This is a genomic window from Hydrogenovibrio sp. (assembly GCF_965140365.1).
GTDB lineage: Bacteria > Pseudomonadota > Gammaproteobacteria > Thiomicrospirales > Thiomicrospiraceae > Hydrogenovibrio.
The window spans coordinates 1,266,773-1,288,673 of the sequence record NZ_OZ223196.1; the positions used below are offsets into that span (position 1 = coordinate 1,266,773).

At 48.6% G+C, this 21,901-nt stretch carries 19 protein-coding genes; 12 read left to right on the forward strand and 7 right to left on the reverse strand.

The genetic code is table 11. The features are described 5' to 3' along the window. Positions 1 to 74: 74 nt before the first annotated feature. Entirely contained in the window at positions 75 to 2,489 is a 2,415-nt protein-coding gene (gene ppsA, locus AC0KH7_RS06045; protein WP_472371630.1) for a phosphoenolpyruvate synthase, read from the reverse strand. A gap of 372 nt (positions 2,490 to 2,861) precedes the next feature. On the opposite strand from ppsA, the gene AC0KH7_RS06050 reads away from it, so the two are divergent. Beyond that, on the forward strand, positions 2,862 to 3,608 hold the full coding sequence (locus AC0KH7_RS06050) for an elongation factor-1 alpha (RefSeq protein WP_472371632.1): 747 nt from the start codon (positions 2,862 to 2,864) through the stop codon (positions 3,606 to 3,608). 76 nt (positions 3,609 to 3,684) lie between these two features. On the opposite strand, the gene AC0KH7_RS06055 is transcribed toward AC0KH7_RS06050, so the two are convergent. Genes AC0KH7_RS06055 through ubiG form a run of 3 tightly spaced genes read right to left on the reverse strand, consistent with a single transcriptional unit; the run spans position 3,685 to position 5,795 of the window. Next, the gene (locus AC0KH7_RS06055) at positions 3,685 to 4,383 is read right to left on the reverse strand and encodes an SDR family NAD(P)-dependent oxidoreductase (RefSeq protein ID WP_472371634.1); all 699 of its coding nucleotides are present in this window, start codon (positions 4,381 to 4,383) and stop codon (positions 3,685 to 3,687) included. After that, the gene (locus AC0KH7_RS06060) at positions 4,380 to 5,039 is read right to left on the reverse strand and encodes an HAD family hydrolase (protein WP_472371636.1); all 660 of its coding nucleotides are present in this window, start codon (positions 5,037 to 5,039) and stop codon (positions 4,380 to 4,382) included. Before AC0KH7_RS06060 ends, AC0KH7_RS06055 begins: the two co-directional genes overlap by 4 nt. Before the next feature lie 36 nt (positions 5,040 to 5,075). Beyond that, a complete protein-coding gene (gene ubiG / locus AC0KH7_RS06065) occupies positions 5,076 to 5,795 on the reverse strand; it encodes a bifunctional 2-polyprenyl-6-hydroxyphenol methylase/3-demethylubiquinol 3-O-methyltransferase UbiG (RefSeq protein WP_472371638.1) in 720 nt (239 codons plus the stop codon). Positions 5,796 to 6,078: 283 nt separating this feature from the next. Between ubiG and gyrA the strand changes: the two genes are divergently transcribed. From gyrA to pyrF, 11 genes are all read left to right on the forward strand, one after another. Further along, the gene (gyrA, locus tag AC0KH7_RS06070) at positions 6,079 to 8,694 is read left to right on the forward strand and encodes a DNA gyrase subunit A (protein ID WP_472371640.1); all 2,616 of its coding nucleotides are present in this window, start codon (positions 6,079 to 6,081) and stop codon (positions 8,692 to 8,694) included. Positions 8,695 to 8,755: 61 nt separating this feature from the next. Then, positions 8,756 to 9,820, forward strand: coding sequence for a 3-phosphoserine/phosphohydroxythreonine transaminase (gene serC / locus AC0KH7_RS06075; RefSeq protein ID WP_472371642.1), 1,065 nt, complete (start codon positions 8,756 to 8,758; stop codon positions 9,818 to 9,820). A gap of 34 nt (positions 9,821 to 9,854) precedes the next feature. Beyond that, positions 9,855 to 10,955, forward strand: a complete 1,101-nt coding sequence (pheA, locus tag AC0KH7_RS06080) for a prephenate dehydratase (RefSeq protein ID WP_472371644.1) — start codon at positions 9,855 to 9,857, stop codon at positions 10,953 to 10,955. A gap of 17 nt (positions 10,956 to 10,972) precedes the next feature. Beyond that, positions 10,973 to 12,094, forward strand: coding sequence for a histidinol-phosphate transaminase (gene hisC / locus AC0KH7_RS06085; RefSeq protein WP_472371646.1), 1,122 nt, complete (start codon positions 10,973 to 10,975; stop codon positions 12,092 to 12,094). 35 nt (positions 12,095 to 12,129) lie between these two features. Further along, a complete protein-coding gene (locus AC0KH7_RS06090) occupies positions 12,130 to 13,020 on the forward strand; it encodes a prephenate dehydrogenase (protein ID WP_472371648.1) in 891 nt (296 codons plus the stop codon). A 65-nt stretch (positions 13,021 to 13,085) separates the two neighbouring features. After that, a complete protein-coding gene (aroA, locus tag AC0KH7_RS06095) occupies positions 13,086 to 14,423 on the forward strand; it encodes a 3-phosphoshikimate 1-carboxyvinyltransferase (RefSeq protein ID WP_472371650.1) in 1,338 nt (445 codons plus the stop codon). Positions 14,424 to 14,425: 2 nt separating this feature from the next. Further along, a complete protein-coding gene (cmk, locus tag AC0KH7_RS06100) occupies positions 14,426 to 15,097 on the forward strand; it encodes a (d)CMP kinase (RefSeq protein ID WP_472371652.1) in 672 nt (223 codons plus the stop codon). Positions 15,098 to 15,293: 196 nt separating this feature from the next. Continuing rightward, entirely contained in the window at positions 15,294 to 16,967 is a 1,674-nt protein-coding gene (gene rpsA / locus AC0KH7_RS06105; RefSeq protein WP_472371654.1) for a 30S ribosomal protein S1, read from the forward strand. A gap of 119 nt (positions 16,968 to 17,086) precedes the next feature. Next, positions 17,087 to 17,392, forward strand: coding sequence for an integration host factor subunit beta (locus AC0KH7_RS06110; RefSeq protein WP_029938106.1), 306 nt, complete (start codon positions 17,087 to 17,089; stop codon positions 17,390 to 17,392). Between the two features lie 59 nt (positions 17,393 to 17,451). Continuing rightward, positions 17,452 to 17,799 (forward strand): LapA family protein, encoded by a 348-nt coding sequence (locus AC0KH7_RS06115; RefSeq protein WP_472371656.1) that lies wholly within the window; start codon positions 17,452 to 17,454, stop codon positions 17,797 to 17,799. Between the two features lie 51 nt (positions 17,800 to 17,850). Further along, the gene (gene pyrF, locus AC0KH7_RS06120) at positions 17,851 to 18,558 is read left to right on the forward strand and encodes an orotidine-5'-phosphate decarboxylase (protein WP_472371658.1); all 708 of its coding nucleotides are present in this window, start codon (positions 17,851 to 17,853) and stop codon (positions 18,556 to 18,558) included. Positions 18,559 to 18,579: 21 nt separating this feature from the next. Here the strand turns inward: pyrF and AC0KH7_RS06125 are convergent, their stop codons facing one another. From AC0KH7_RS06125 to AC0KH7_RS06135, 3 genes are all read right to left on the reverse strand, one after another. Further along, the gene (locus AC0KH7_RS06125) at positions 18,580 to 20,076 is read right to left on the reverse strand and encodes an ATP-binding protein (RefSeq protein WP_472371660.1); all 1,497 of its coding nucleotides are present in this window, start codon (positions 20,074 to 20,076) and stop codon (positions 18,580 to 18,582) included. A gap of 101 nt (positions 20,077 to 20,177) precedes the next feature. Then, entirely contained in the window at positions 20,178 to 20,879 is a 702-nt protein-coding gene (locus AC0KH7_RS06130; RefSeq protein WP_472371662.1) for a response regulator transcription factor, read from the reverse strand. 56 nt (positions 20,880 to 20,935) lie between these two features. Next, positions 20,936 to 21,871 carry a hypothetical protein gene (locus AC0KH7_RS06135; protein WP_472371664.1) on the reverse strand — a complete coding sequence of 312 codons (936 nt, stop codon included), beginning with the start codon at positions 21,869 to 21,871 and terminating at the stop codon, positions 20,936 to 20,938. Positions 21,872 to 21,901: the final 30 nt, after the last annotated feature.

Genomic DNA, 21,901 nt, shown 5'->3' on the forward strand with positions numbered 1-21,901 from the left:
TGGAAATGTGAAAAGTCGCCAGGCCTGACGACTTTTCACCCAATTGTTTTTGAATCTGGCGTCTGAGACAAACGTTAAGTTTTGGCCTGGTTTTCGAGTTCGGCAATACATTGCATGGTTTTCAGTACGGAATCCGGATTTAAACTGATGGAGTCGATACCGAGCTCAATCAAGAATTCCGCCATTTCAGGGTAATCCGACGGCGCTTGACCGCATAGTCCGGAGTGCAATCCATTGCGCTTAGCTCCTTCAACCGCCCATTTAATCATGGTTTTCACGCCTTCGGCACGTTCGTCGTAACTGTCCGCGACCAAAGCGGAATCCCGATCCACACCGAGCACCAGCTGCGTCAAATCGTTCGAGCCGATGGAGATACCGTCAAAGTAGGGCGCGAAGGCATCCATTTCAAGTACATTGTTGGGAATCTCGCACATCATGTAGATTTTCAACGCATTTTTATTACGCTTCAAATCATGCTTTTCCATCGTTTCAATCACTTTTTGCGCTTCGACCACGCGCCGCACAAACGGAATCATCACGATGACATTGCTGAAGCCCATTTCTTCGCGAACGTGTTTGATGGCCTGGCACTCTAATGCAAAGGCCGGCTCAAATGCTTCGGAAATGTAACGGGACGCCCCACGGTAGCCCAGCATGGGATTTTCTTCATGTGGTTCGAAGTATTTACCGCCCAATAGGCTGGCATATTCATTCGATTTAAAGTCCGAAAGGCGGACCACGACTGGTTTCGGGTAGAAAGCCGCAGCAATGGTGCCGATGCCGCTGGCGAGTTTATCGATGAAAAAGGCCTTGCCGCTATCGTAACCGCGGGTTAGGTCGGTCAGCTGTTCCTGAATGGTTTTGGCCGTCACTTTTTCCGGTTGCAGTAACGCTAAAGGGTGGGCTTTGACCGATTCATTGATGATGAATTCCATTCTGGCCAGCCCGACGCCTTGATTTGGGATAAAACTGGTCTGAAAGGCCAGTGCCGGATTGCCCAGGTTCAGCATGATATCGGTTTTCGGCATCGCTAAATCGGACAGATCGGTTTCATGGATTTCAAACGGTTGTTTGCCGAGATAGACTTTTCCTGTGTCGCCTTCGGCACAGGAAACGGTGATTTCGGGATTGGATTCCAACTCCTTCGTGGCTTGGGGGCAACCGACAATCGCCGGAATGCCCAGTTCACGCGCAATAATGGCGGCGTGGCAGGTTCGTCCGCCGCGATTGGTGATGATGGCTGAAGCGATTTTCATCACTGGTTCCCAGTCCGGCGTGGTGATGTCGGTGACGAGAATTTCGCCGGCTTTGAATTGGTCGATGTAAGCGACGTCTTGGATGACATGGGCCTGGCCATGAGCGACCTTGCTGCCGACGGCGCGGCCTGTCGCCAGAATTTGAGCATCCGGTTCCGGTGAAATTTGGTAGGTTTTCAATTGGGTGCCAATCTTTTGAGAAGCCACGGTTTCCGGGCGGGCCTGGACGATATACAGCTGCCCATCGTCGCCGTCTTTGGCCCATTCAATGTCCATGGGGCGCTGGTAACCGATTTTGTCGCTGTAATGTTTCTCGATACGAATGGCGTAATCCGCCAGTTTGAGAACCTCTTCATCGGTAATGCAGAAGGCTTGGCGCTCGGCTTGTGATGTGTTGATGTTACGCACAGGGGATTTATGGGCATCCACCGCGTAAATCATTTTAATTTTTTTGGCCCCTAGGTGGCGACGTAACACCGTTCGATAGCCTTGTTCAAAGGTGGGTTTATGGACATAGAATTCATCCGGATCCACAGCGCCTTGGACGACGTTCTCGCCTAATCCGTAAGCGCCGGTGATGAAAACCGCATCCTTAAATCCGGTTTCGGTATCGATGGAAAACATAACGCCGGATGCGGATAGATCGGAGCGTACCATTTTTTGGACGCCAATCGAGAGCCCGACATCAAAGTGATCGAATCCTTGGTCGATACGGTAATGGATGGCGCGATCGGTAAATAGGCTGGCAAAACAACGTTTACACGCATCCAGTAGAGCGGTTTCGCCGCTGATGTTGAGATAGGTATCCTGTTGCCCAGCGAAACTGGCTGTGGGGAGGTCTTCCGCCGTGGCAGAACTGCGAATGGCCAACGTAATGGGGGTTTTAAAACAATCGTTTAACGCCTGGTAAGCGTCGAGAATTTCTTTCGTCAACGCTTGGGGTAAATCCGCCTGATAAATCAGCTGCCGCGCGCCTTGGCCGCGCTCGGCCAGATCGGTAACATTGGATTCATCGAGCGGATCGAGAATGTCATGCAATTTATCCCAGAGTTTGTTTTCGGTTAAAACGGCTCGGTAGGCTTCAGCCGTGACCGCAAAGCCGTTTGGGATTGGAATGCCTACCGGGGTCAGGGCTTGGAACATCTCTCCCAGAGAGGCGTTTTTGCCACCTACTAACGGAATGTCATCAATTCCGATCTCATCAAAAAAACGAATATAACGCCGCTTTGCCATAATGTTCTCCTAATCCGAATATTTCACAAATTTGCACCGACTTTGCTTGTTCCTTGATTCCACAAGAAATATTTTCTCAGTCGGTCGTAATCACCGATACGACACGTCTTCGAAAATTTCCTTGTGAACCCAATGCTCTGCGCAGTCTCAGCACAAATTCATGAAACATTCGGCTAAAAAGGTGTATAGTTTGTGGGTGTTAATGCTGTGTAACATCATACGACTTTCCGAAGCAGATTAAAACCAAAGTGCGCCAACTCATCTTCAATGGGTTTCGGCAAGCCAATACAATACATTCAAATATCCGTTAAGCCGTTTGTTCAGCATTCGATTTGCATTTCAATTGTAACCCGATAATGAGGAAATTCGATAATGAACGCTACCCGAAACTGGTCACTCCCTGAGCTCAGTATTCCGTTAAAATCTTTATTCACTGGCTACATCATGGTGGTCGGGCTGGGGCTCTTGATGGCCGGCGGTCAAATACTGCTGACGCACGGTATGGCAGACGGCAAATTCGGGATTTCGGTTGACGATATTGTGTACAGTTATTACGGGAATCGAACCGGTTCCAAACTGGAATCGAAATTGAATGGTTCGATGAAAGACAAGGCTACGCCGGAAGAACGAATGACACTGATTAAATGGGCGCGTGATGGGGCGAAAGAATCGGAGTGGGAACCGATTGTTGAACCGATTGTGATGCAGAAATGCGCGGTTTGTCATGCGCACATCAAGTCGTTGCCAAATGTGACTCAGCTCAACACCATGAAAGAAATCGCCAAAGTGGATGAGGGCGCGGACATTACTTCTTTAACACGCGTTTCACACATTCACCTGTTCGGCATTTCGTTCATTTTCTTCTTTGTCGGTTATATCTTTTCGATGGCGGTTGGCTTCAATCGCTGGGTCAAGGCGGTGATTATCTTCATTCCGTTTGCCTTTTTGGTGGTGGATATTGCTTCTTGGTGGTTAACGAAAATGAACCCGCAATTTGCCTGGTTTGTCATTATCGGCGGGTTTGGGTACAGCATTGCGGCGACGATTATGCTATTCACGTCTTTGTATCAAATGTGGGTGATGCCGTGGCTAGAAGCGCGTAAAAAGCCAATCGCGTAACCATCATTCAAAACGCATTCTGAAAAAGGTGACATGGTTGAATAACCAAACCGCCCAGGCCTGGGCGGTTTTTGAGTTAGAGTTTTTGCAGACCGTCCGTGTTGCAATCATTTTGCAAGGCTTTCAGTAGCTCGATGGCGGTTGCTTGGCTGGTCGGAATTGTATCTGGATTCTCGCTCGGGAATTGACGGCTGCGCGTATTGGATTGAAAAGCGCCGAGCTTGGCGCTGTAAAAGCGAATCTTGTCTTTTTGATTTTCGATGGCCACGGTTTTCATTAACTGTTCCAGTCCGGCTTTTGCGACACCGTAAGCGCCGTAATAAGCTGGGTTGGCTGTCAGGTTTCGATCCAGTATCGCAACCAGCTGGCCGCTTTCGGCGGCACGCAGCAGCGGCAACGTCTGTTGGATTAAATGAAAATTGGCGTTTAAGTTGGTGTGTAGCACTTCATACCATTGAGTGTAATCGAAATACTCAATCGGCGTAAAAGCCGGCAAGGTGGCGGCATTCAAAAACACGCCGTCAAGGTGGCTGTATTCATTTTCCAGCGTGCTTCTCAGTTGTTCATAATGCTCGATGTTGGCGCCGAGCAAATCCATTGGAAACAAAGCCGGTTCGGCTTGATAATCATCGGATTCAACAATGGTGTCGTACAGATGATTCAGGCCTTTAAGGTTTTTATCCAATAAAATCAGCTGGTTGTTGTCATGTGCTAAGGCCAGTGCGAGGCTGCGCCCCAAACCTTCTGCGGCACCGGTAATCAAATAAATGCTCATAATGTCTCTTGAATGAAGTGGGTGATTTCAATCGGGGTTTCAAAAAAATAATCGGCCGGCCAAGCGGTTTCGGAAGCCGCTTCCGGCAAATAACCAAACATGGCGGCACCGGTTTGCATGCCGGCATTGATGCCGGCCTCAATGTCTCTCGGGTGATCGCCGAGATAAATGCATTGGTCGGCGGTGACGCCGCATTGTTGGGCCGCCAATAACAGCGGTTCCGGGTGAGGTTTGCGCACACTTAAGGTGTCGCCGCAAACAAGGCTGGCCGGTTCGGATGGAAATTGAATGTTCTCTAATAGCTTTTCCGTTAGCCAAGTGGGTTTATTGGTGACGATTCCCCAGGGAATATTGCGTTCGGCAATTTCCGCCAGGCCTGCTTCCAGGCCCGGGAATAAACGTGTGTGCATATCAATGTGTTTGAAATACACATCCAAGAAAAACTGACGCTTGCTTTCCAGTTCATCACCTTCCAACCCGGGAAAGGCCAGCTGGGTCATAGCCAGCCCGCCTTGAGAAACGGTTTTACGGATGTCTTGATAATGCAACGGTTTCTGGCCGTAATGGCGACAGGTGTGGTTCAGGGCGTAGGCAAAATCGTAGGAGGTGTCGAGCAGGGTGCCGTCCAAATCAAAAAGCACACATTGAATGGTCATGGGGTTAATCTCTTCTAAATCGGGTAATAGACGGGGTTAAACGGGTTTCTGGTAAGCCACCAGATAGTTAACGTCCAGCTTTTCGCTTAGACCGTAGCGCTTCAGGAGCGGGTTGAACTCAATACCAGCGCCGTCTTTCAGTATCAACCCGGCTTGCCGAGCCATGGCGTCCAGCTCGGATGGTTGAATGAATTTTTCGTGCGTATGAGTGCCTTTCGGTACCAGATCCAGTATTTGTTCCGCGGCGAAAATCGCCAGTAAATAGGATTTATAATTGCGGTTCAGGGTGGAAAAAAACACCCAACCGCCCGGTTTTACCGCATTGGCAGCCGCCTGGATAATGGCAGCAGGCTCAGGAACATGTTCCAACATTTCCATACAGGTCACGATGTCGTAATGTTCGTGGTGCTTTTCGGCGTGATCTTCAGCCGCTTCCAATCGGTAATCGACTTTAACGCCGGAATCCAAACCGTGCAGTTTGGCGACCGTTAACACTTCATCGGCCAAGTCGATGCCCGTGACTCGGCCACCGGCTTTGGCCATGGCTTCAGATAAAATGCCACCGCCACAGCCGATGTCGAGCACGGTTTGTCCGTCAATGGATTGGAACTGTTCGATAAAGCTTAAGCGGAAGGGGTTGATTTTATGCAAAGCACCAAATTCACCGGATTCATCCCACCAGGTATTGGCCAGTTGGTTGAAGTTGTTCAGTTCGGCTTGGTCGGCGTTGTTGTGTGGCATTTGGGACTTCGACATGGATTCAAAATTTCCTCAAAGCGTTCTGATGATTGGAAAATTGCCCGTGATTATAGCAACTACTTGAGTTTTTATGTGACTTAATCCGAGACGGGGTTTACGTGATTGAAAATTTAAATCCTTCGATAAAGCCAACCTTAAAACATCGTGAAAACCCTGATAAATGGCCGGAAAGGGCTCAAGGTGCTTCATTTGTCTCCAGGACGTATAAAACCTAGTGGAAAGGCCTGTTTTTGGGTTATAATGCTTAGTTAATGTCAACTAAAAAGAAAACTGTGATTCTATGTCAGATTTTGCAAGAGAAATTCTTCCGATCTCATTAGAAGATGAGATGAAACAATCTTATCTCAGCTATGCGATGAGCGTTATTGTTGGGCGAGCCTTGCCGGATGTTCGAGACGGTTTGAAGCCGGTTCACCGTCGTGTGCTTTATGCGATGAACGAACTCGGAAACGCCTGGAACAAGCCTTACAAAAAATCGGCACGTATCGTCGGTGACGTGATTGGTAAATATCACCCGCACGGTGATACAGCGGTTTACGACACCATCGTCCGTATGGCGCAACCGTTTTCACTACGCTATATGCTGGTGGACGGGCAGGGGAATTTCGGTTCGATCGACGGGGACGCGCCGGCGGCGATGCGTTACACCGAAGTCCGGATGGCAAAAATTGCACATGAATTGCTGGCGGACCTGGAAAAGGAAACCGTTAACTTCACGCCAAACTACGACGGTTCTGAATCTGAGCCAGACGTTTTGCCAACGCGGGTACCGAATTTGCTGGTCAACGGTTCTTCCGGGATTGCCGTGGGGATGGCGACCAATATTCCGCCGCACAATCTGAATGAAACCATCAATGCCTGTGTGGCGTTGATCGATAACCCAGAATTGGATATTTCAGGCTTGATGGAATATCTGCCTGGGCCGGACTTTCCGACCTATGGCATTATCAACGGCACCAAAGGGATTCGCGAAGCTTATGAAACCGGCCGCGGCCGCGTACAAATGCGTGCTAAAACCAGTGTGGAAACCGACAAGAGCGGTAAAGCATCGATTATCGTCCATGAGATTCCGTATCAGGTTAACAAAGCGAAGTTGATTGAACGCATTGCCGAGTTGGTCAAAGAGAAAAAGATTGATGGTATTACCGCGTTACGTGACGAGTCCGATAAGGATGGGATGCGTATTGTGATTGAAGTGCGCCGTGGTGAAGTGCCGGAAGTACTCATCAATAATTTGTACAAGCAAACCGCATTGCAAACCGTCTTCGGTATCAATATGGTGGCCTTGATGGACGGTCAGCCGAAGTTGCTAAACCTGAAAGATGTGCTGGAAGCCTTTATTCGTCACCGTCGTGAAGTGGTAACGCGTCGTACAATTTTCGATCTGCGCAAAGCGCGTGAAAAAGCTCATATTTTAGAGGGCTTGGCGTTGGCGTTGAACAATATCGACGAAATGATCGAATTGATTAAGTCGTCGCCAAGTCCGTCGGTTGCGAAAGAGCGTATGCTGGAACGCGACTGGCCAATAGGGAATGTCGGTCAACTACTGGATCGTGTCGAAATGGACGATGTCCGTCCAGAAGATTTACCGGCCGGCTTTGGGGCGGAAGGCGATATCTATAAGTTGTCACCGGCTCAGGCGCAAGCGATTCTGGAAATGCGTTTGCATCGCCTGACAGGCCTCGAGCAAGACAAAATTCTAAACGAATACCGCGAATTGATCGAAAAAATCGCCGAGTTCCTAGAAATCCTTCGCAACCCGGATCGTTTGACCGAAGTGGTGCGAGAGGAATTGCTGGAAGTGGTTGAAAATTTCGGTGACGAACGTCGTACCGAAATTGACCATTCGTATCAGGAAATCGATGCCGAGGACTTGATTGCGGTGGAAGACCGCATTGTCACTTTATCGCAAGACGGTTACATCAAAACACAGCCGTTGTCCGATTATCAGGCGCAACGTCGCGGGGGTCGCGGTAAATCCGCTACTCAGATGAAAGAAGATGACCAGGTCGGTAAAATTCTGGTGGCCAGCACGCATGATATGCTGCTGTGCTTCTCCAACCGTGGCAAACTTTACTGGCAGAAAACCTGGCAGTTACCGTTGGCCAGTCGTGGTTCCAAAGGCAAGCCGATTGTGAATGTGTTGCCATTGGAAGATGGCGAATACATTACTTCTGTTTTACCGGTAAGTGAATTCTCCGAGGGCTATTATGTCTTTATGGCGACCAAAAAATCGACGGTGAAACGTGTGGCGCTGGCCGATTTTTCACGCCCAAGAGCGAACGGTATCATTGCCGTCGATTTATTGGATGACGACGAACTGGTCGGCACGGCGATTACCGACGGCGAGCAGGACATTATGCTGTTCAGCAATATCGGCAAAGCCATTCGTTTCGACGAAAATGATGTTCGTGTCATGGGGCGTCAGGCACGCGGTGTACGCGGTATGAAACTGAAAGACGAGATGTCGATTATCAGTATGCAGGTGGCCCGTAAAGACACCCTGATTTTGACCGCGACCGAGCACGGTTACGGTAAATGCACACCGGTGGACGATTACTCCACCATTAACCGTGGCGGACAAGGGGTCATTTCCATTAAAACGTCGGATCGAAACGGTAACGTGGTTTCATCCGTGGCGGTCACGCCGGAACAGGAAGTGGTGTTGATCACCAATAAAGGGACTTTGGTTCGTACGCGCGTTTCCGAAATCTCCGTTGTGGGGCGAAATACTCAAGGCGTGAAGCTGATTAACGTCGGCAAAGGCGAAGTCGTGGTCGGTTTGGCTGTGGTTGACGTTCAGGATGAAGCGTTGCTGGAAGCCATCGACGAAGCGGATAGCGTTTCCATCGAGAATGCAGCGCCGGAATCGGAAGAGGACTCCGCAACGGAATAACGTTCAAATAAGGGCCTGTTTCTCAGGCCCGAATTCCTAGTTCAAGAAATAAAGAGACACAATGAGAGCATTTAATTTTAGTGCCGGCCCTGCCATGTTGCCGGAAGCTGTTATGCGCAAGGCGCAGGCGGAATTTTTAAATTGGAATAATACCGGTATGTCGGTGATGGAAATGAGTCACCGCAGCAAGGAATTCATGGAAGTCGCCCACCACATGGAAGCCACTTTGCGTGAGATCATGGGGATTCCAAACAATTATAAGGTGCTGTTTTTGCACGGCGGCGCTTCTTTGCAGTTTGCCGGTGTGCCGATGAATTTGACGGAAGCCGATGATGTGGTGGATTACGTCAATACCGGTGTCTGGTCACAAAAAGCGATTAAAGAAGCCGCCCGTTATGTCAATGTGAACGAAGTGGCGAAGGCCGAAAACACCATTCCATCACCGGAAACATGGCGTTTGTCACCTGAAGCCAAGTATTTGCACATCTGCCAAAACGAAACCATCACCGGTGTAGAATATCAGTCTGCGCCCCTCAGCGACAAACCCATTATTTCCGACTTCTCATCCACCGTACTTTCCCGCCCAATCAATGTTTCCGATTACGGTGTCATCTATGCCGGTGCGCAAAAAAACATCGGTCCGGCAGGCCTGGCGATTGTTGTGGTACGCGAGGACTTGATCGGTCACGCACGATCCGATACGCCAAACCTAATGAACTGGAAAACCTACAATGACAACGGTTCGATGTTCAATACTCCCGCGACCTTCTCTTGGTATTTAGCCGGATTGGTGTTTGATTGGATTAAAGAGCAGGGCGGGGTTGAAGCCATGGGCGAAATCAATCAGCGTAAATCGAAAAAACTGTACGACTTGATTGATGCGTCGGACTTCTTCTACAACGAAGTGGATCCATCGGTACGCTCTTGGATGAACGTGACCTTTAAGTTGAAAAATACCGATTTGGATGCGGCCTTCTTGGAAGAATCGAAAGCGGCCGGTCTGTTGAGTTTGAAAGGTCATAAAGCCTATGGCGGCATGCGCGCCAGCATCTATAACGCCATGCCGGAAGAAGGTGTGGATGCATTGGTTCAATTTATGAAAAACTTCGAAGCGAAATACGCCTGATGATGGCCAGCCCTGAGTAAAACGACAAGACTGTATGATTGACGAAACCGAAAAACAACAATTGAATAAGATCCGACTAGAGATCGATCAAATCGACGCTGAGATTCAGACGTTGATTGCCCGTCGTGCCGATTGCGCACAAAAAGTGGCGGATATTAAAACCAAAGGCGGTCAGGTCGAGGCGGTTTTTTACCGTCCCGAGCGGGAAGCACAGGTCTTAAGAGCCGTTAAAGAACGCAATAAAAGCTTGATTTCCGATAATGAAATGGCGCGTTTGTTTCGAGAAATCATGTCGGTCTGTCTGGCATTGGAGCAACCGATCAAAGTGGCCTACTTAGGGCCGGAAGGGAGCTTTACGCACGCCGGTGTCATCAAGCAGTTCGGTTCTTCGGTACACCCGCTGGCGGTTTCGTCGATTGAAGAAGTGTTTGAAGCCGTTGAAAAAGGCGAGGCTAATTATGGCTTGGTTCCGGTGGAAAATTCCACCGAAGGGGTGGTGAAACAAACTCAAAATGAGCTGGTGACCACGCCTTTGAAAGTTTCGGGAGAAGTGGGGCTGGAAATCCATCACGGCCTGTTGTCACAACAGAATTCGTTGGACGGCATTGAAAAGATTGTTGCCCATCCTCAAGCGCTTGGCCAATGTGAAGAGTGGTTGAAAAACAATGCACCGCGCATCGTGCTGGAGCCGGTGGAATCCAATGCCTTGGCGGCACAAATAGCGCAGCAGGATGCGAGTTTAGGCGCGATTGCGTCGGAAGCGGCGGCGCAGCTGTATTCTTTAAACGTACTGGAAACGCATATCGAAGACCGCAAGGATAATACGACCAAGTTCTGGGTCATCGGTTCCGAAACGACCGAGCCCAGCGGCGAAGATAAAACCGCTATGGTGTTGGCCATGCCAAACAAGGCAGGTTCTTTATTGGGGGTCTTGTCAAGTTTTGCCTCTCGCAATATCAGTATGACGCGTATTGTGTCGATTCCGTCGCCCGAAACCAAATGGGATTATTTATTTTTCATCGATGTCGACGGTCATCAAAAGGACGCTAATCTGGCGGAAGCGATTCAAGAGGTTCAGCAAAAAACCAGCTTCTGTAAAATTCTGGGGTCTTTCCCCGTGTCCCCGTTGAACTAGTTTGAAGCGATTACGATATGCCCAATACTCCTTTGTTTTCCGATCAGGTCCTATCACACGTTAACAGTATTGAGGTTTACCAGCCTGGTAAGCCAATTTCTGAATTGCAACGTGAACACAACCTCTTCCGCATTTCCAAACTGGCCTCCAACGAAAACCCGCTGGGCAGCAGTCCGAAAGTGGTGAAAGCGATTCAATCGGAATTGATGAACCTTGGGCGCTACCCGGATGGCAATAACTATTACCTGAAGCACGCGTTGGCGGATTTTTTGCAGCGCGACGTTTCGCAAATTGCCTTGGGGAATGGTTCCAACGAGTTGTTGGAAATCGCGGCTCGAGCATTTGCCGGGCCGGGCGATGAAATCGTTTATTCGCAATACGGATTTGCGGTGTACGCCATCAGCGCCCAGGTGGTCGGAGCCACAGGTGTTGAAGTCCCCGCAAAAGACTGGGGGCATGATTTGGCGGCGATGGCCGAAGCGATTACCGAGCGAACCAAACTGATTTATTTGGCCAACCCGAATAACCCGACGGGAACTTTTTTTGGCAAAACCGAATGGGAAGATTTCATTCAGAAAGTGCCGCAAAATGTCATCGTCGTGCTGGATGAAGCTTACACCGAATACGTCACCGATCCAGACTATGCAGACGGTTTGGATTATTTAAACGATTACCCAAATCTGCTGGTCTCGCGTACCTTTTCCAAAGCTTACGGTTTAGCCGCCTTACGCGTGGGTTATATGGTCGGACATCCGGAAATCATCGGTTACATTAACCGTATTCGTGAGCCCTTTAATATCAACCATCTGGCGCAGGTGGCCGCGCAAACCGCTTTGACCGATCAGGCCTTTGTCAAAAAAACGGTGACGCTCAATCAACAAGGCATGACGAGCCTGACTCGTTTTTTCGAGGATATGAGTTTGGAATATATTCCTTCGCAAGGTAACTTTATCTGTGTTCGATTGGGTGAGCAGGCGGCGAGCTTCAACCAAGCGTTGCTGAAAGAGGGTGTTATTGTCCGCCCGGTGGCCAAACAAGGGCCTTTTGCTGAGTTCCTGCGGGTGTCGATCGGCCTTCAAAAAGAAAACAGTCACTTCATGGACGCTTTGCGTAAGATTTTAAATCGTTCGGCCGGGTAAGCCTGGCACGCTGGGCGACAATGGATAAATACGAAATGAAACAATGGAATAAAATCACGATTATTGGCGTAGGGCTTATCGGCGGTTCTTTGGCTAAGGCCCTGAAAAAAGCAGGCCTGGTCAAAACCGTGATGGGCTATGGCTCGCGCGAAGAAAACCTGCAAAAAGCACAACAATTGGGTGTAATCGACGATTATTCCCTGTCGTTGGAAAAGGCGGTTCAAAACGCCGATTTGGTCGTGTTGGCGGTGCCGTTGGGCGCTATGGAATCCGTTTTAAAAGCGATGGCACCTCACTTAACGGAGAACACGATTGTGACCGATGTCGGCAGTGCAAAAACATCGGTATTGAAAGCGGTTGAAGCCGCGTTTGGACAGATTCCGAAATACTTTGTGGCCGGCCATCCGATTGCCGGAAAAGAAAAAAGCGGCGTTGAAGCGGCCTGTGAAAACTTGTTTGTCGATCATCGTGTTATTTTGACCCCGACGGCGGAGACCGATAAAACCGCTTTGGTGAAATTAACCGAACTATGGCAGGCGACAGGTGCGTGTGTATCGGAAATGACACCGGAATTTCATGACGAGGTGTTTGCCGCCACCAGCCATTTGCCACACTTGTTAGCGTTTGGATTGGTCAACCTACTGAATGAACATGAAGAATTGGGCAATGTGTTTCAGTATACGGCCGGTGGTTTTCGGGATTTTACCCGCATTGCATCCAGCGACGCGGTGATGTGGCGAGACATCGCCTTGACCAATCGTGACGCCATCGTCAAATGGTTAAATCATTATCAAGCCGAAATTCAAGCCTTGACCGACTTAGTCAGATCCGGTGACGGTCAAGGCATTCACGATTATTTTGCGCAAGCCAAACAGGCACGAGACGAACACATCGTTAAACCGAATAGCGCTCAAAATAAACATTAAGATGGCTCGAGACGCAAATGGTTTTAAGCCATAGTGGCGCTTCTCGTAACCTTAGGAAATTGATTATGTCAAAAAACATCCAGTTCAAAGTCCGTCCGGGCGGAAAGATTCAAGGTCGTATCCGTGTTCCGGGCGACAAGTCGGTTTCTCACCGCAGTATTATGCTTGGCGCCATTGCAGATGGCACCACCCATATTAGCGGTTTTTTGGAAGGTGAGGACAGTTTAGCGACCTTGAAAGCATTTCAGGCGATGGGAGTTGAGATCGAAGGGCCGGATAATGGCCGCGTGACGGTACACGGCGTAGGCCTGAAAGGTTTGAAAGCACCGACTCACCCGTTGGATATGGGGAACTCCGGAACAGCCATGCGTTTGATGGCCGGGATTTTGGCCGGTCAAGATTTTGAGTGTGAACTGGTAGGAGATGCGTCTTTGTCCAAACGCCCTATGAAGCGGGTAACCGATCCACTTGCAACAATGGGCGCGGAAATTGAAACGGAAGCCGGCGGGACACCGCCGCTGAAAATCAAACGCGGCGGTCCGTTGAAGGCGATTGATTATGTATTGCCGATGGCAAGCGCGCAGGTCAAATCCTGTGTTCTGCTGGCCGGGTTGTATGCAGAAGGGCAAACCTCGGTTGAAGAACCGGCACCCACCCGAGACCATACCGAACGCATGTTGCGAGGTTTCGGTTACGATGTGCAGTCCGAAAAACTGGACGATATGCGAACACGCGTGTCGTTAACGGGCGGGAAAACCTTAACCGCTTCCGATATTGACGTGCCGTCCGATATTTCCTCCGCCGCGTTTTTTATGGTGGCGGCGGCGATTGCCGAAGAAGCCGACTTGGTTATCGAGCATGTTGGCATCAATCCAACCCGTACCGGTGTATTGGATATTCTGAAACTGATGGGCGCCGATATTACGCTGGAAAATGAAGCGACGGTCGGTGGCGAACCGGTGGCGGATATCCGAATCCGTTCGTCAAAATTGAAAGGGATCGAAATTCCTCCGCATCTCGTACCCTTGGCCATTGATGAGTTTCCGGTTTTGTTTGTCGCGGCTTCTGCCGCAGAAGGGCGTACCGTCTTAACTGGGGCTGAAGAGTTACGCGTTAAGGAATCCGATCGCATTCAAGTGATGGCGGATGCTTTAACGGCACTTGGCATTCAAGCGACGCCAACCGAGGACGGCATGATTATCGAAGGAGGGGCACAATCACCGCAGTCCGCGGCCATTTTGAGCCATCACGACCACCGTATTTCGATGGCGGCGACGGTTGCGGGATTACGAGCTGTCGATGAGGTGGTGGTAGATGACTGCGCGAATGTGAATACATCCTTCCCATCCTTTATTGAATTGATTAATCAGGTCGGCATGCACGTCATGGCCGAGGAGGCTTAAACATGGAAACCACAAACGCGATTGTCACCATCGATGGGCCAAGCGGCGTCGGGAAAGGCACGCTGGCACAATATCTCTGCTGCAAAACCGGATTTCATCTGCTGGACAGCGGAGCTATTTACCGTAGCTTAGCTTACGGTGTTTTGAAAGCGAACTTGGCACTGGACGACTTATCAGGCCTGGTCAAATTGGCCGAAAATCTGCCGGTGACGTTTGTTGAAACCAGTATTCTGTACCAAGACGAAGACATCACCTCTAAAGTGCGCACGGAAGAAGTCGCGGCCACTGCGTCTAAAGTCGCCGCGATTCCAGAAGTGCGTACCGCGTTACTGAAGCGTCAAAAAGACTATGCACAAGCGCCTGGCCTGATTGCCGATGGCCGGGATATGGGCACAGTGGTCTTTCCCGATGCACCGGTTAAGTTGTTTTTAACGGCTTCGGCGGAAGAAAGAGCAAAAAGGCGCGTTAAACAGTTGAAAAATCAAGGGGTTGATGTTAATATTCGCCAAATAACTCAAGACATTATGGAAAGAGACGAGCGCGACCGCACTCGGAAGACCTCTCCATTGGTTCCGGCAGACGATGCGTTGGAAATCGATACAACCGATTTAAGCATTGAAGACGTCTGCAAATTGGCGATGGATCAATTATGGAAACATGGGTTAATCAAGTAAGTTTGTATTTATTGCATTAACTTATTGAATTAAAAGATTTTATTGAAATCCTCGTTCGGTTGACGAATGGGGATTTTGTTTTTTGACGATTTGCTGACTTGTTGGGATGTCGGCAATATTAATAACGGACCCGTTAACTTTCTGGAAACCCCAATATGAAAGAAGTGAACGGCTATGAAAATTTGGTAAATTATCCATGAGTGAATTATCTTTCGCTGAATTATTTGAGCAGTCTTTGCAAGAAGACAAATTCCAAACCGGTTCTTTGATTATCGGTAAAGTTGTTGGTATCGATAAAGAAACCGTTTTGGTTGACGCAGGTATGAAATCTGAGTCAGCGATTCCTAAGAGCCAATTTGAAGATGCCAGCGGTGAGCTGGAAGTGGCTGTCGGGGATGACGTTGAAGTCTATCTTGAGACTTTGGAAGACGGTTTCGGTGAAACACGTCTTTCTCGTGAAAAAGCGAAACGCGCTAAGACTTGGGATCGTTTGGAAGCGGCTCTTGAAGATAGCGAAACCGTTACCGGTACGGTTACTGGTAAAGTTAAAGGTGGTCTTACAGTTGATGTTGAAGGTGTTCGAGGATTCCTTCCAGGTTCACTTGTGGATGTCCGCCCAATTCGCGACTTCGGCTTCTTGGAAGGTAAAGAAGTTGAATTGAAACTGGTCAAGCTTGACCGTAAACGTAACAACGTTGTCGTTTCTCGTCGTGCCGTTATTGAAGCTGAAAACTCTGTTGAGCGTGAAGCGCTTCTGGCCAATATGGAAGAAGGTTCTGTATTGAACGGTATCGTTAAAAACCTAACTGACTACGGTGCGTTCATCGACCTAGGCGGTATTGACGGTCTATTGCACATCACGGACATGGCTTGGCGTCGTGTTAACCATCCTTCCGAAGTCATCCAAGTCGGTGATGAGATTGAAGTGAAGGTCTTGAAGTTCGACCGTGAGAAGAACCGTGTCTCTCTGGGCATGAAACAGCTACAAGAAGATCCATGGACCGATATGGTTGCACGTTACCCAATTGGTTCTGAAATCATGGGGAAAGTGGCCAATATTACCGATTACGGTGCCTTTATTGAAATCGAAGATGGTATCGAAGGTTTGGTTCACACGTCTGAACTGGATTGGACAAACCGTAACATCCACCCATCGAAAGTGGTTCACCTAGGTGAAGAAGTTAAAGTTAAGATTTTGGATGTCGACCAAGAACGTCGTCGTATCTCCTTGTCCATCAAGCAGTGTACAGTTAACCCTTGGGAAGCTTTCTCGGCCACCCATGCGAAAGGCGACAAAATCACCGGTAGCATCAAGTCCATTACCGATTTCGGTATCTTCATCGGCTTGGAAGGCAACATCGATGGTTTGGTTCATTTGACCGACATTTCTTGGTCTCAGTCTGGTGAAGAAGCGGTTCGTGAATTCAAGAAAGGCGATGAGCTTGAAACGGTTATCCTGTCGATTGACCCAGATCGTGAACGTATCTCTCTTGGCTTGAAGCAACTTGAGCAAGACCCATTCGGCGAGTTTGTGGCTGAAAACGGCAAGAATAGCATCGTAAACGGTACGGTTAAGTCTGTTGATGAAAAAGGTGCGGTCATTGACCTAGCCGAAGAAGTGGAAGGTTACCTTCGTGCTTCCGAACTGGAAGAAGATACGCGTGATGCCAGCTCTGTCTTGAAAGTCGGTGATTCCGTAGAAGCGAAAATTACCAATGTGGATCGTAAGAACCGCAATGTTTCGTTGTCGGTTAAAGCGAAAGCGGCTCAAGAAGAAGCAAACGCTGTCAAAGACTATTCTGCAAACCAACCACAAGCCCAAAATACGCTGGGTGACTTGCTAAAAGGTCAACTTTCTTCTGAAGAGTAATTGTTGTAAGGTTCGGGCGCTTTGCGCCTGAGTCGACCTTTTTGAATCCGGTTGTGCGTCTGTGTACGCCGGCCGGACAACGATTCATTTCTAATGAATGAAGAAAGAGACAAATTACAATGACGAAGTCAGAATTAATTGAATTGATAGCCCGAAAGCAGACTCAGTTTAGTCAAAAGGATGTGGAACTGGCGATCAACCAAATCTTAGACTCGATGATAGACACTTTATCAGAAGGCGACAGAATTGAAATTCGTGGCTTTGGAAGTTTCAGTCTTCATCACCGAAAAGCACGCATGGGCCGAAACCCGAAGACGGGAGAGAAAGTCCAGTTAACTGCAAAACGTGTGCCACACTTCAAGCCAGGTAAATCCTTGCGAGATCGTGTGGATGAGTCAAAGGATTTTACCGATATTATCGGTTAATCATTTCAACTCAATTATGAAAAGGTTACAATATTGAAAAAATATTGTGGCCTTTTTTTATGTCTCGAATTCTTTCATTGATTATCACGCTGTTATTCCTGTCCGCCGGATTGATTTTAGGGGTGCTTAACCCGGCCATTGTCCCGTTCGATGTTTTCTGGACGCAAATTGAAATACCGCTTTCGTTATTATTGGCCATTGCCGTGGTTGTGGGGATGTTGCTGGCTGGTTTCTATGCTTTTTCACAGTTAATTAAGTTAAAGTGGGAACTGAGACGATCCGAAAAAAACAATAAAAAACAAATGGATGAAATCATTCGTTTGAAAAAGGACATTCTCGATTTGCAGAAAAAACACCCGGAAAGTACGGATATAGCACCATCTCTTGAAGTGACTTCCAGAACTTGAACAAAAAAATCCCGCCTGACCTTTTACGTTATTTTGATTTAAGAGTAATTTATGACAGATATCATTTCTTCCGACCCTAAAGTGGTGGTCGCGTTGGACTTTCCGAAAGAATCCATGGCACTTGCGTTCGTTGAACAACTGGAACCGAGTTTGTGTCGCCTGAAAGTAGGAAAAGAGTTGTTTGCCATCGGTGGACCACAATTGGTTAAAGCGCTGGTTGGAAAAGGCTTCGATGTCTTTTTGGATTTAAAATACCATGACATTCCCAATACTGTGGCTATGGCTTGTAAAGCGGCCGCTGATTTAGGTGTCTGGATGTTGAATGTGCATGCCTTGGGTGGGCGCCGTATGATGGAAGCGGCCAAAGAAGCGATCATGCAATGTGAACAGCCGCCGCTATTGATTGGCGTCACTGTGCTGACCAGTATGGAACAGTCGGATTTGACGGAAATCGGCTTACAAGGCACACCGAAAGAAAATGTATTGCGCTTGGCAGGCCTGGCCAAATCGTCCGGTTTGGATGGTGTGGTTTGTTCGGCACAGGAAGCGAGCGCCATTCGCAGTGAACTGGGAGACGATTTCTGTTTGGTCACGCCGGGAATTCGCCCGGCTGACAGTGCCAATGATGATCAGCGTCGAATTATGACGCCATCTCAAGCCATCGAGGCGGGCTCCAGCTATTTGGTGGTGGGGCGACCGATTACGCAAGCCGATGATCCTGTGGCGGTTTTAAAGTCCATTAACAAGTCTATTCGATAAACCTTTTTTTCAACGGCCGGTCTATGCTTTGTAAACCGGCAATTCCAATCGAAACTCCACGCCGTAAGGTTGGCCATCGACATCGTAGAGATTACTGGCTTCGACATTGCCTTTGTGAAAATCGGTAATCAGTTTAACAATGAACAAGCCTAAGCCTAGATGAGTCTGATTGTCTGCATTGACTTCCCGAATCGACATCATGCCGTCGAAAATTTGTTTTTCATAGCCGTTTGGTAAAGCCGGACCGGAATTCTGCACCGAGATAATAATGTCTTTATCGCTTTGATGAGCGCTGATTCGAATGGGTGCTTGATGGTCATTAAAGTCTTTGGCGTTACTGATGAGTTTATCCATCATCTGCTCAATCATAAAGCCATCCCCCAGCAGTAGGGTGTTGTGGTTCAGACGGTAATCGACTTCAATTTCGCTGGCATCGTTGGTTTCGCGAATACTGTCGAGATAATGTTGGAGCATTTCACCAATATCAAACGCTTCCGGTGTCTGCGAATGCAAACTGTCTTCAATACTGGAGGCCTCCGATAACGAAGCAATGATTTGCTTAAGCTGCTCTAAAGCATGTTTCGAATAATGAACCTGTTTGTGTTCCACATCCTTTTCCAACAGTGATAGCGACATCGATAAACGGTTTAGCGGGTTATGGATTTCATGGCGCAAAGTTCGGGGTAACTGTTTTAGATAGCGTTCATAAGATGATAGCTGGGTGAGCATTTCGTAAATATGGTGTCGCAGATCGGACAGTTCGTCGTGGTAACCGCGGATACGGGTATCCGGAAATGACAGTTGATTCACTTTGCCGTAGGTGTCAAAGGTATTGCTGACGTCCTTGTCCAAACGGACAATGCGGTTCGAAAGCGATGCGGTATAAAAAATCGCGCCGAAGATCACTAATAAAAACACCACGCCACCGATGCCGATTAAGCGGTAGAAATAGTTCAATGAATCCGATAACAAACTGTCCATTGTCTGCTCTAGTACGGCGGCTCCGATGATTTTGTTCTGCAAACGCAACGGCGTGGCCGACATTAAAGAGATCGGTTGGTTATCGCGATTCATTCGATATTGCTGAAAGGTTCGGCCATTGATGGCCTGGCGGATTAACGCGATTTCAGGGGTTTTACTCTGCGGATACGGATAGGGCAGAGTGTATGGAATAATGGTTGAAAACGTTTTGATTAAAAAGTGCCCCAATAAACTGAAGGGGTCACGGTTTTTTTGCGCATTTTCGTCGTAGTTGGGTAAGCGTCCCACCACATAAGTGGCTTGGCCAAATTCGTTCACAATCCACAGTACGGATTTTTCGAGGTTTAAATGCGCCAATTGGCTGGTGGGGTTGCCGGCTTGTATTTGCAGCGCCCAAAGGTCGGTTCGGTTCTCCAAGATGTAGGAGAGGTTTACGACCGTCTGCTGTTGAATAATGGCTTGGTTTTTCAACAATAAACGGTGTAGATCCACCGCAAACTTATACGCCAAGAAAGGCAATATTGTTAATAATAACAATAAGATAAAAAACCTTGTTCGAATGGAGAGACGCAGTTGAAAAGGGGGCTTGTTTTGCATATCAATCCGTCATCCGCTCTCTCCAAAACGGCCAGGCCTGGCTATTTTTCATACCAGCTGTAGCCGCGCCCATATTCATTGTGAATCATATTGAATGTCGGGTCGATTTTTTTGAAGGCCGATCGAATACGACAAATATGGGTATTAATGGTATTACGCTCCACAACACCTTGCGTTGATTCCTGCAAGGTATCGTAGGTGACCACGCCACGCTCTCCGGTCAAAGCGAACTGCTTCAGCATTTCAAATTCGGTGGCGGTTAAATCCAGCGCGTTGTCTTTCCAGTAAGCTTTAAACTCTTCATTGGCCAACCGTAAACCATCGATAATCGATTTTTCGGCCTTGTCCGGTGTCGGTGCCGTGCCGGTGATGCGTAAAAGGTTTTTGACCTTCGCCGTCAAAACACTCAAGCTGATTGGTTTGGGCAAATAGTCAATCGCGCCGAGGGCGTGGCCGGTGTAGATGTCGAACTCAGACTGGCGTTCCGACAAAAAGATCACCGGAATGGCCCGCTCATAAGATAACAGATGTTTGGCCAATTCAAAGCCGCCGTCAATCTCATTGCCGAGGATAATGTCGGAAATTACCAGGTCTGGCAGGGCTTCATCGAAACTAGCCTCGGCCGGTTTACGCTCGGTAAACGCTTTGACTTGAAAGCCTTGTTCAGTCAAAGCGGTTTCCAGGTTTTCTAACTGAAGCGGATCGTCTTCAATAATGGTAATGGTGTAATCCGTGTTTAACATAGTTGTGTTTCTCCACAATACGGGTAAGGTGCCCTAATCACTTTATTCTATGCTGGTCACGCAATGTATTGGAAGTCCAGTACCTGCATATTCATAATGATTCCAGCATCTTGAATCGGCAGCACAATGGCATCCTGATCGGAATGGTTGTGGTGCGAGTGCCACCAGCCCGGAGGGGTCACAAAAACCGAGCCTGGCGTCCACATCGCTTTGACCGGATTGACCAAGTTGCCGTCGGCATCGATTTCCTTGGCAATCATGGTGTAGGTATCCGGGCCGGCAGACACGCAATAATCCAACGCAATGGAATTATGACGGTGTGGTTTTTGGACGACACCGGCCGGAAGGGCATTGTACAAAGACCAGAGCGTATGGGTTAAGGTCATGGTTTGCGGGAAGTTCGGGTTGGCCAGCAAGACGCCGGTGCGGTTACGGCCTGCCGCTTCTTCACGAATGGCTTCCAGTTCTTTGGTGAGACGCTCTTTGGTATACAAGACAGGCGAAAACCGTTTGGTTTGTGGCGCGACACCTAAATAGTTCAGTAACGGGCCATCGTGTACCCAGTAAAGCGCGCTGTCCTGCGTGGCGGTATGCAGTGCGTCCGGAACCGCAGGCAAGGTGAATAAATCGCCTTCTTTCCACTCAATGGTTCCTTCAGACATTTGCGTCTTGCCGGCACCGCGAATGACGAAAAACATTTGAGAAGTTGCTTGAGCTTGGGTTTTTAAGGTGTCATTCGGGTTGATCTTAATAAAGTTCGCCATCAAATTGGGGCTGGTGGCCGGATATTGAATGTCCAAACGTTTCGACAAGTCAAATGGGATGATGCGTGTATCGCCTTGTTCATGCAGACTGGAAGGGTAGTCCACCACATCAATTTTCGGCATGGGTGGGTTAACGGCCGACATATACTCTTTAAAATCGGCTTGCGCTTCCCATTGCTGTTGTGCGGCTTCTTGGCGTTGTTCAACGGCTTGCTTTGGTATGATCATCGTTCAAAATTCCTGTCGATTTATTTTGAT

What these genes read in the sequence shown, in the direction of transcription:
- AC0KH7_RS06050 (WP_472371632.1), top strand. Translation starts at nt 2,862, where the DNA reads ATGAACGCTACCCGAAACTGGTCACTCCCTGAGCTCAGTATTCCGTTA.
- rpsA (WP_472371654.1), top strand. Translation starts at nt 15,294, where the DNA reads ATGAGTGAATTATCTTTCGCTGAATTATTTGAGCAGTCTTTGCAAGAA.
- pyrF (WP_472371658.1), top strand. Translation starts at nt 17,851, where the DNA reads ATGACAGATATCATTTCTTCCGACCCTAAAGTGGTGGTCGCGTTGGAC.
- AC0KH7_RS06090 (WP_472371648.1), top strand. Translation starts at nt 12,130, where the DNA reads ATGAAACAATGGAATAAAATCACGATTATTGGCGTAGGGCTTATCGGC.
- pheA (WP_472371644.1), top strand. Translation starts at nt 9,855, where the DNA reads ATGATTGACGAAACCGAAAAACAACAATTGAATAAGATCCGACTAGAG.
- AC0KH7_RS06130 (WP_472371662.1), bottom strand. Translation starts at nt 20,879, where the DNA reads ATGTTAAACACGGATTACACCATTACCATTATTGAAGACGATCCGCTT.
- aroA (WP_472371650.1), top strand. Translation starts at nt 13,086, where the DNA reads ATGTCAAAAAACATCCAGTTCAAAGTCCGTCCGGGCGGAAAGATTCAA.
- ppsA (WP_472371630.1), bottom strand. Translation starts at nt 2,489, where the DNA reads ATGGCAAAGCGGCGTTATATTCGTTTTTTTGATGAGATCGGAATTGAT.
- AC0KH7_RS06115 (WP_472371656.1), top strand. Translation starts at nt 17,452, where the DNA reads ATGTCTCGAATTCTTTCATTGATTATCACGCTGTTATTCCTGTCCGCC.
- AC0KH7_RS06055 (WP_472371634.1), bottom strand. Translation starts at nt 4,383, where the DNA reads ATGAGCATTTATTTGATTACCGGTGCCGCAGAAGGTTTGGGGCGCAGC.
- ubiG (WP_472371638.1), bottom strand. Translation starts at nt 5,795, where the DNA reads ATGTCGAAGTCCCAAATGCCACACAACAACGCCGACCAAGCCGAACTG.
- AC0KH7_RS06060 (WP_472371636.1), bottom strand. Translation starts at nt 5,039, where the DNA reads ATGACCATTCAATGTGTGCTTTTTGATTTGGACGGCACCCTGCTCGAC.
- AC0KH7_RS06135 (WP_472371664.1), bottom strand. Translation starts at nt 21,871, where the DNA reads ATGATCATACCAAAGCAAGCCGTTGAACAACGCCAAGAAGCCGCACAA.
- AC0KH7_RS06110 (WP_029938106.1), top strand. Translation starts at nt 17,087, where the DNA reads ATGACGAAGTCAGAATTAATTGAATTGATAGCCCGAAAGCAGACTCAG.
- gyrA (WP_472371640.1), top strand. Translation starts at nt 6,079, where the DNA reads ATGTCAGATTTTGCAAGAGAAATTCTTCCGATCTCATTAGAAGATGAG.
- serC (WP_472371642.1), top strand. Translation starts at nt 8,756, where the DNA reads ATGAGAGCATTTAATTTTAGTGCCGGCCCTGCCATGTTGCCGGAAGCT.
- hisC (WP_472371646.1), top strand. Translation starts at nt 10,973, where the DNA reads ATGCCCAATACTCCTTTGTTTTCCGATCAGGTCCTATCACACGTTAAC.
- cmk (WP_472371652.1), top strand. Translation starts at nt 14,426, where the DNA reads ATGGAAACCACAAACGCGATTGTCACCATCGATGGGCCAAGCGGCGTC.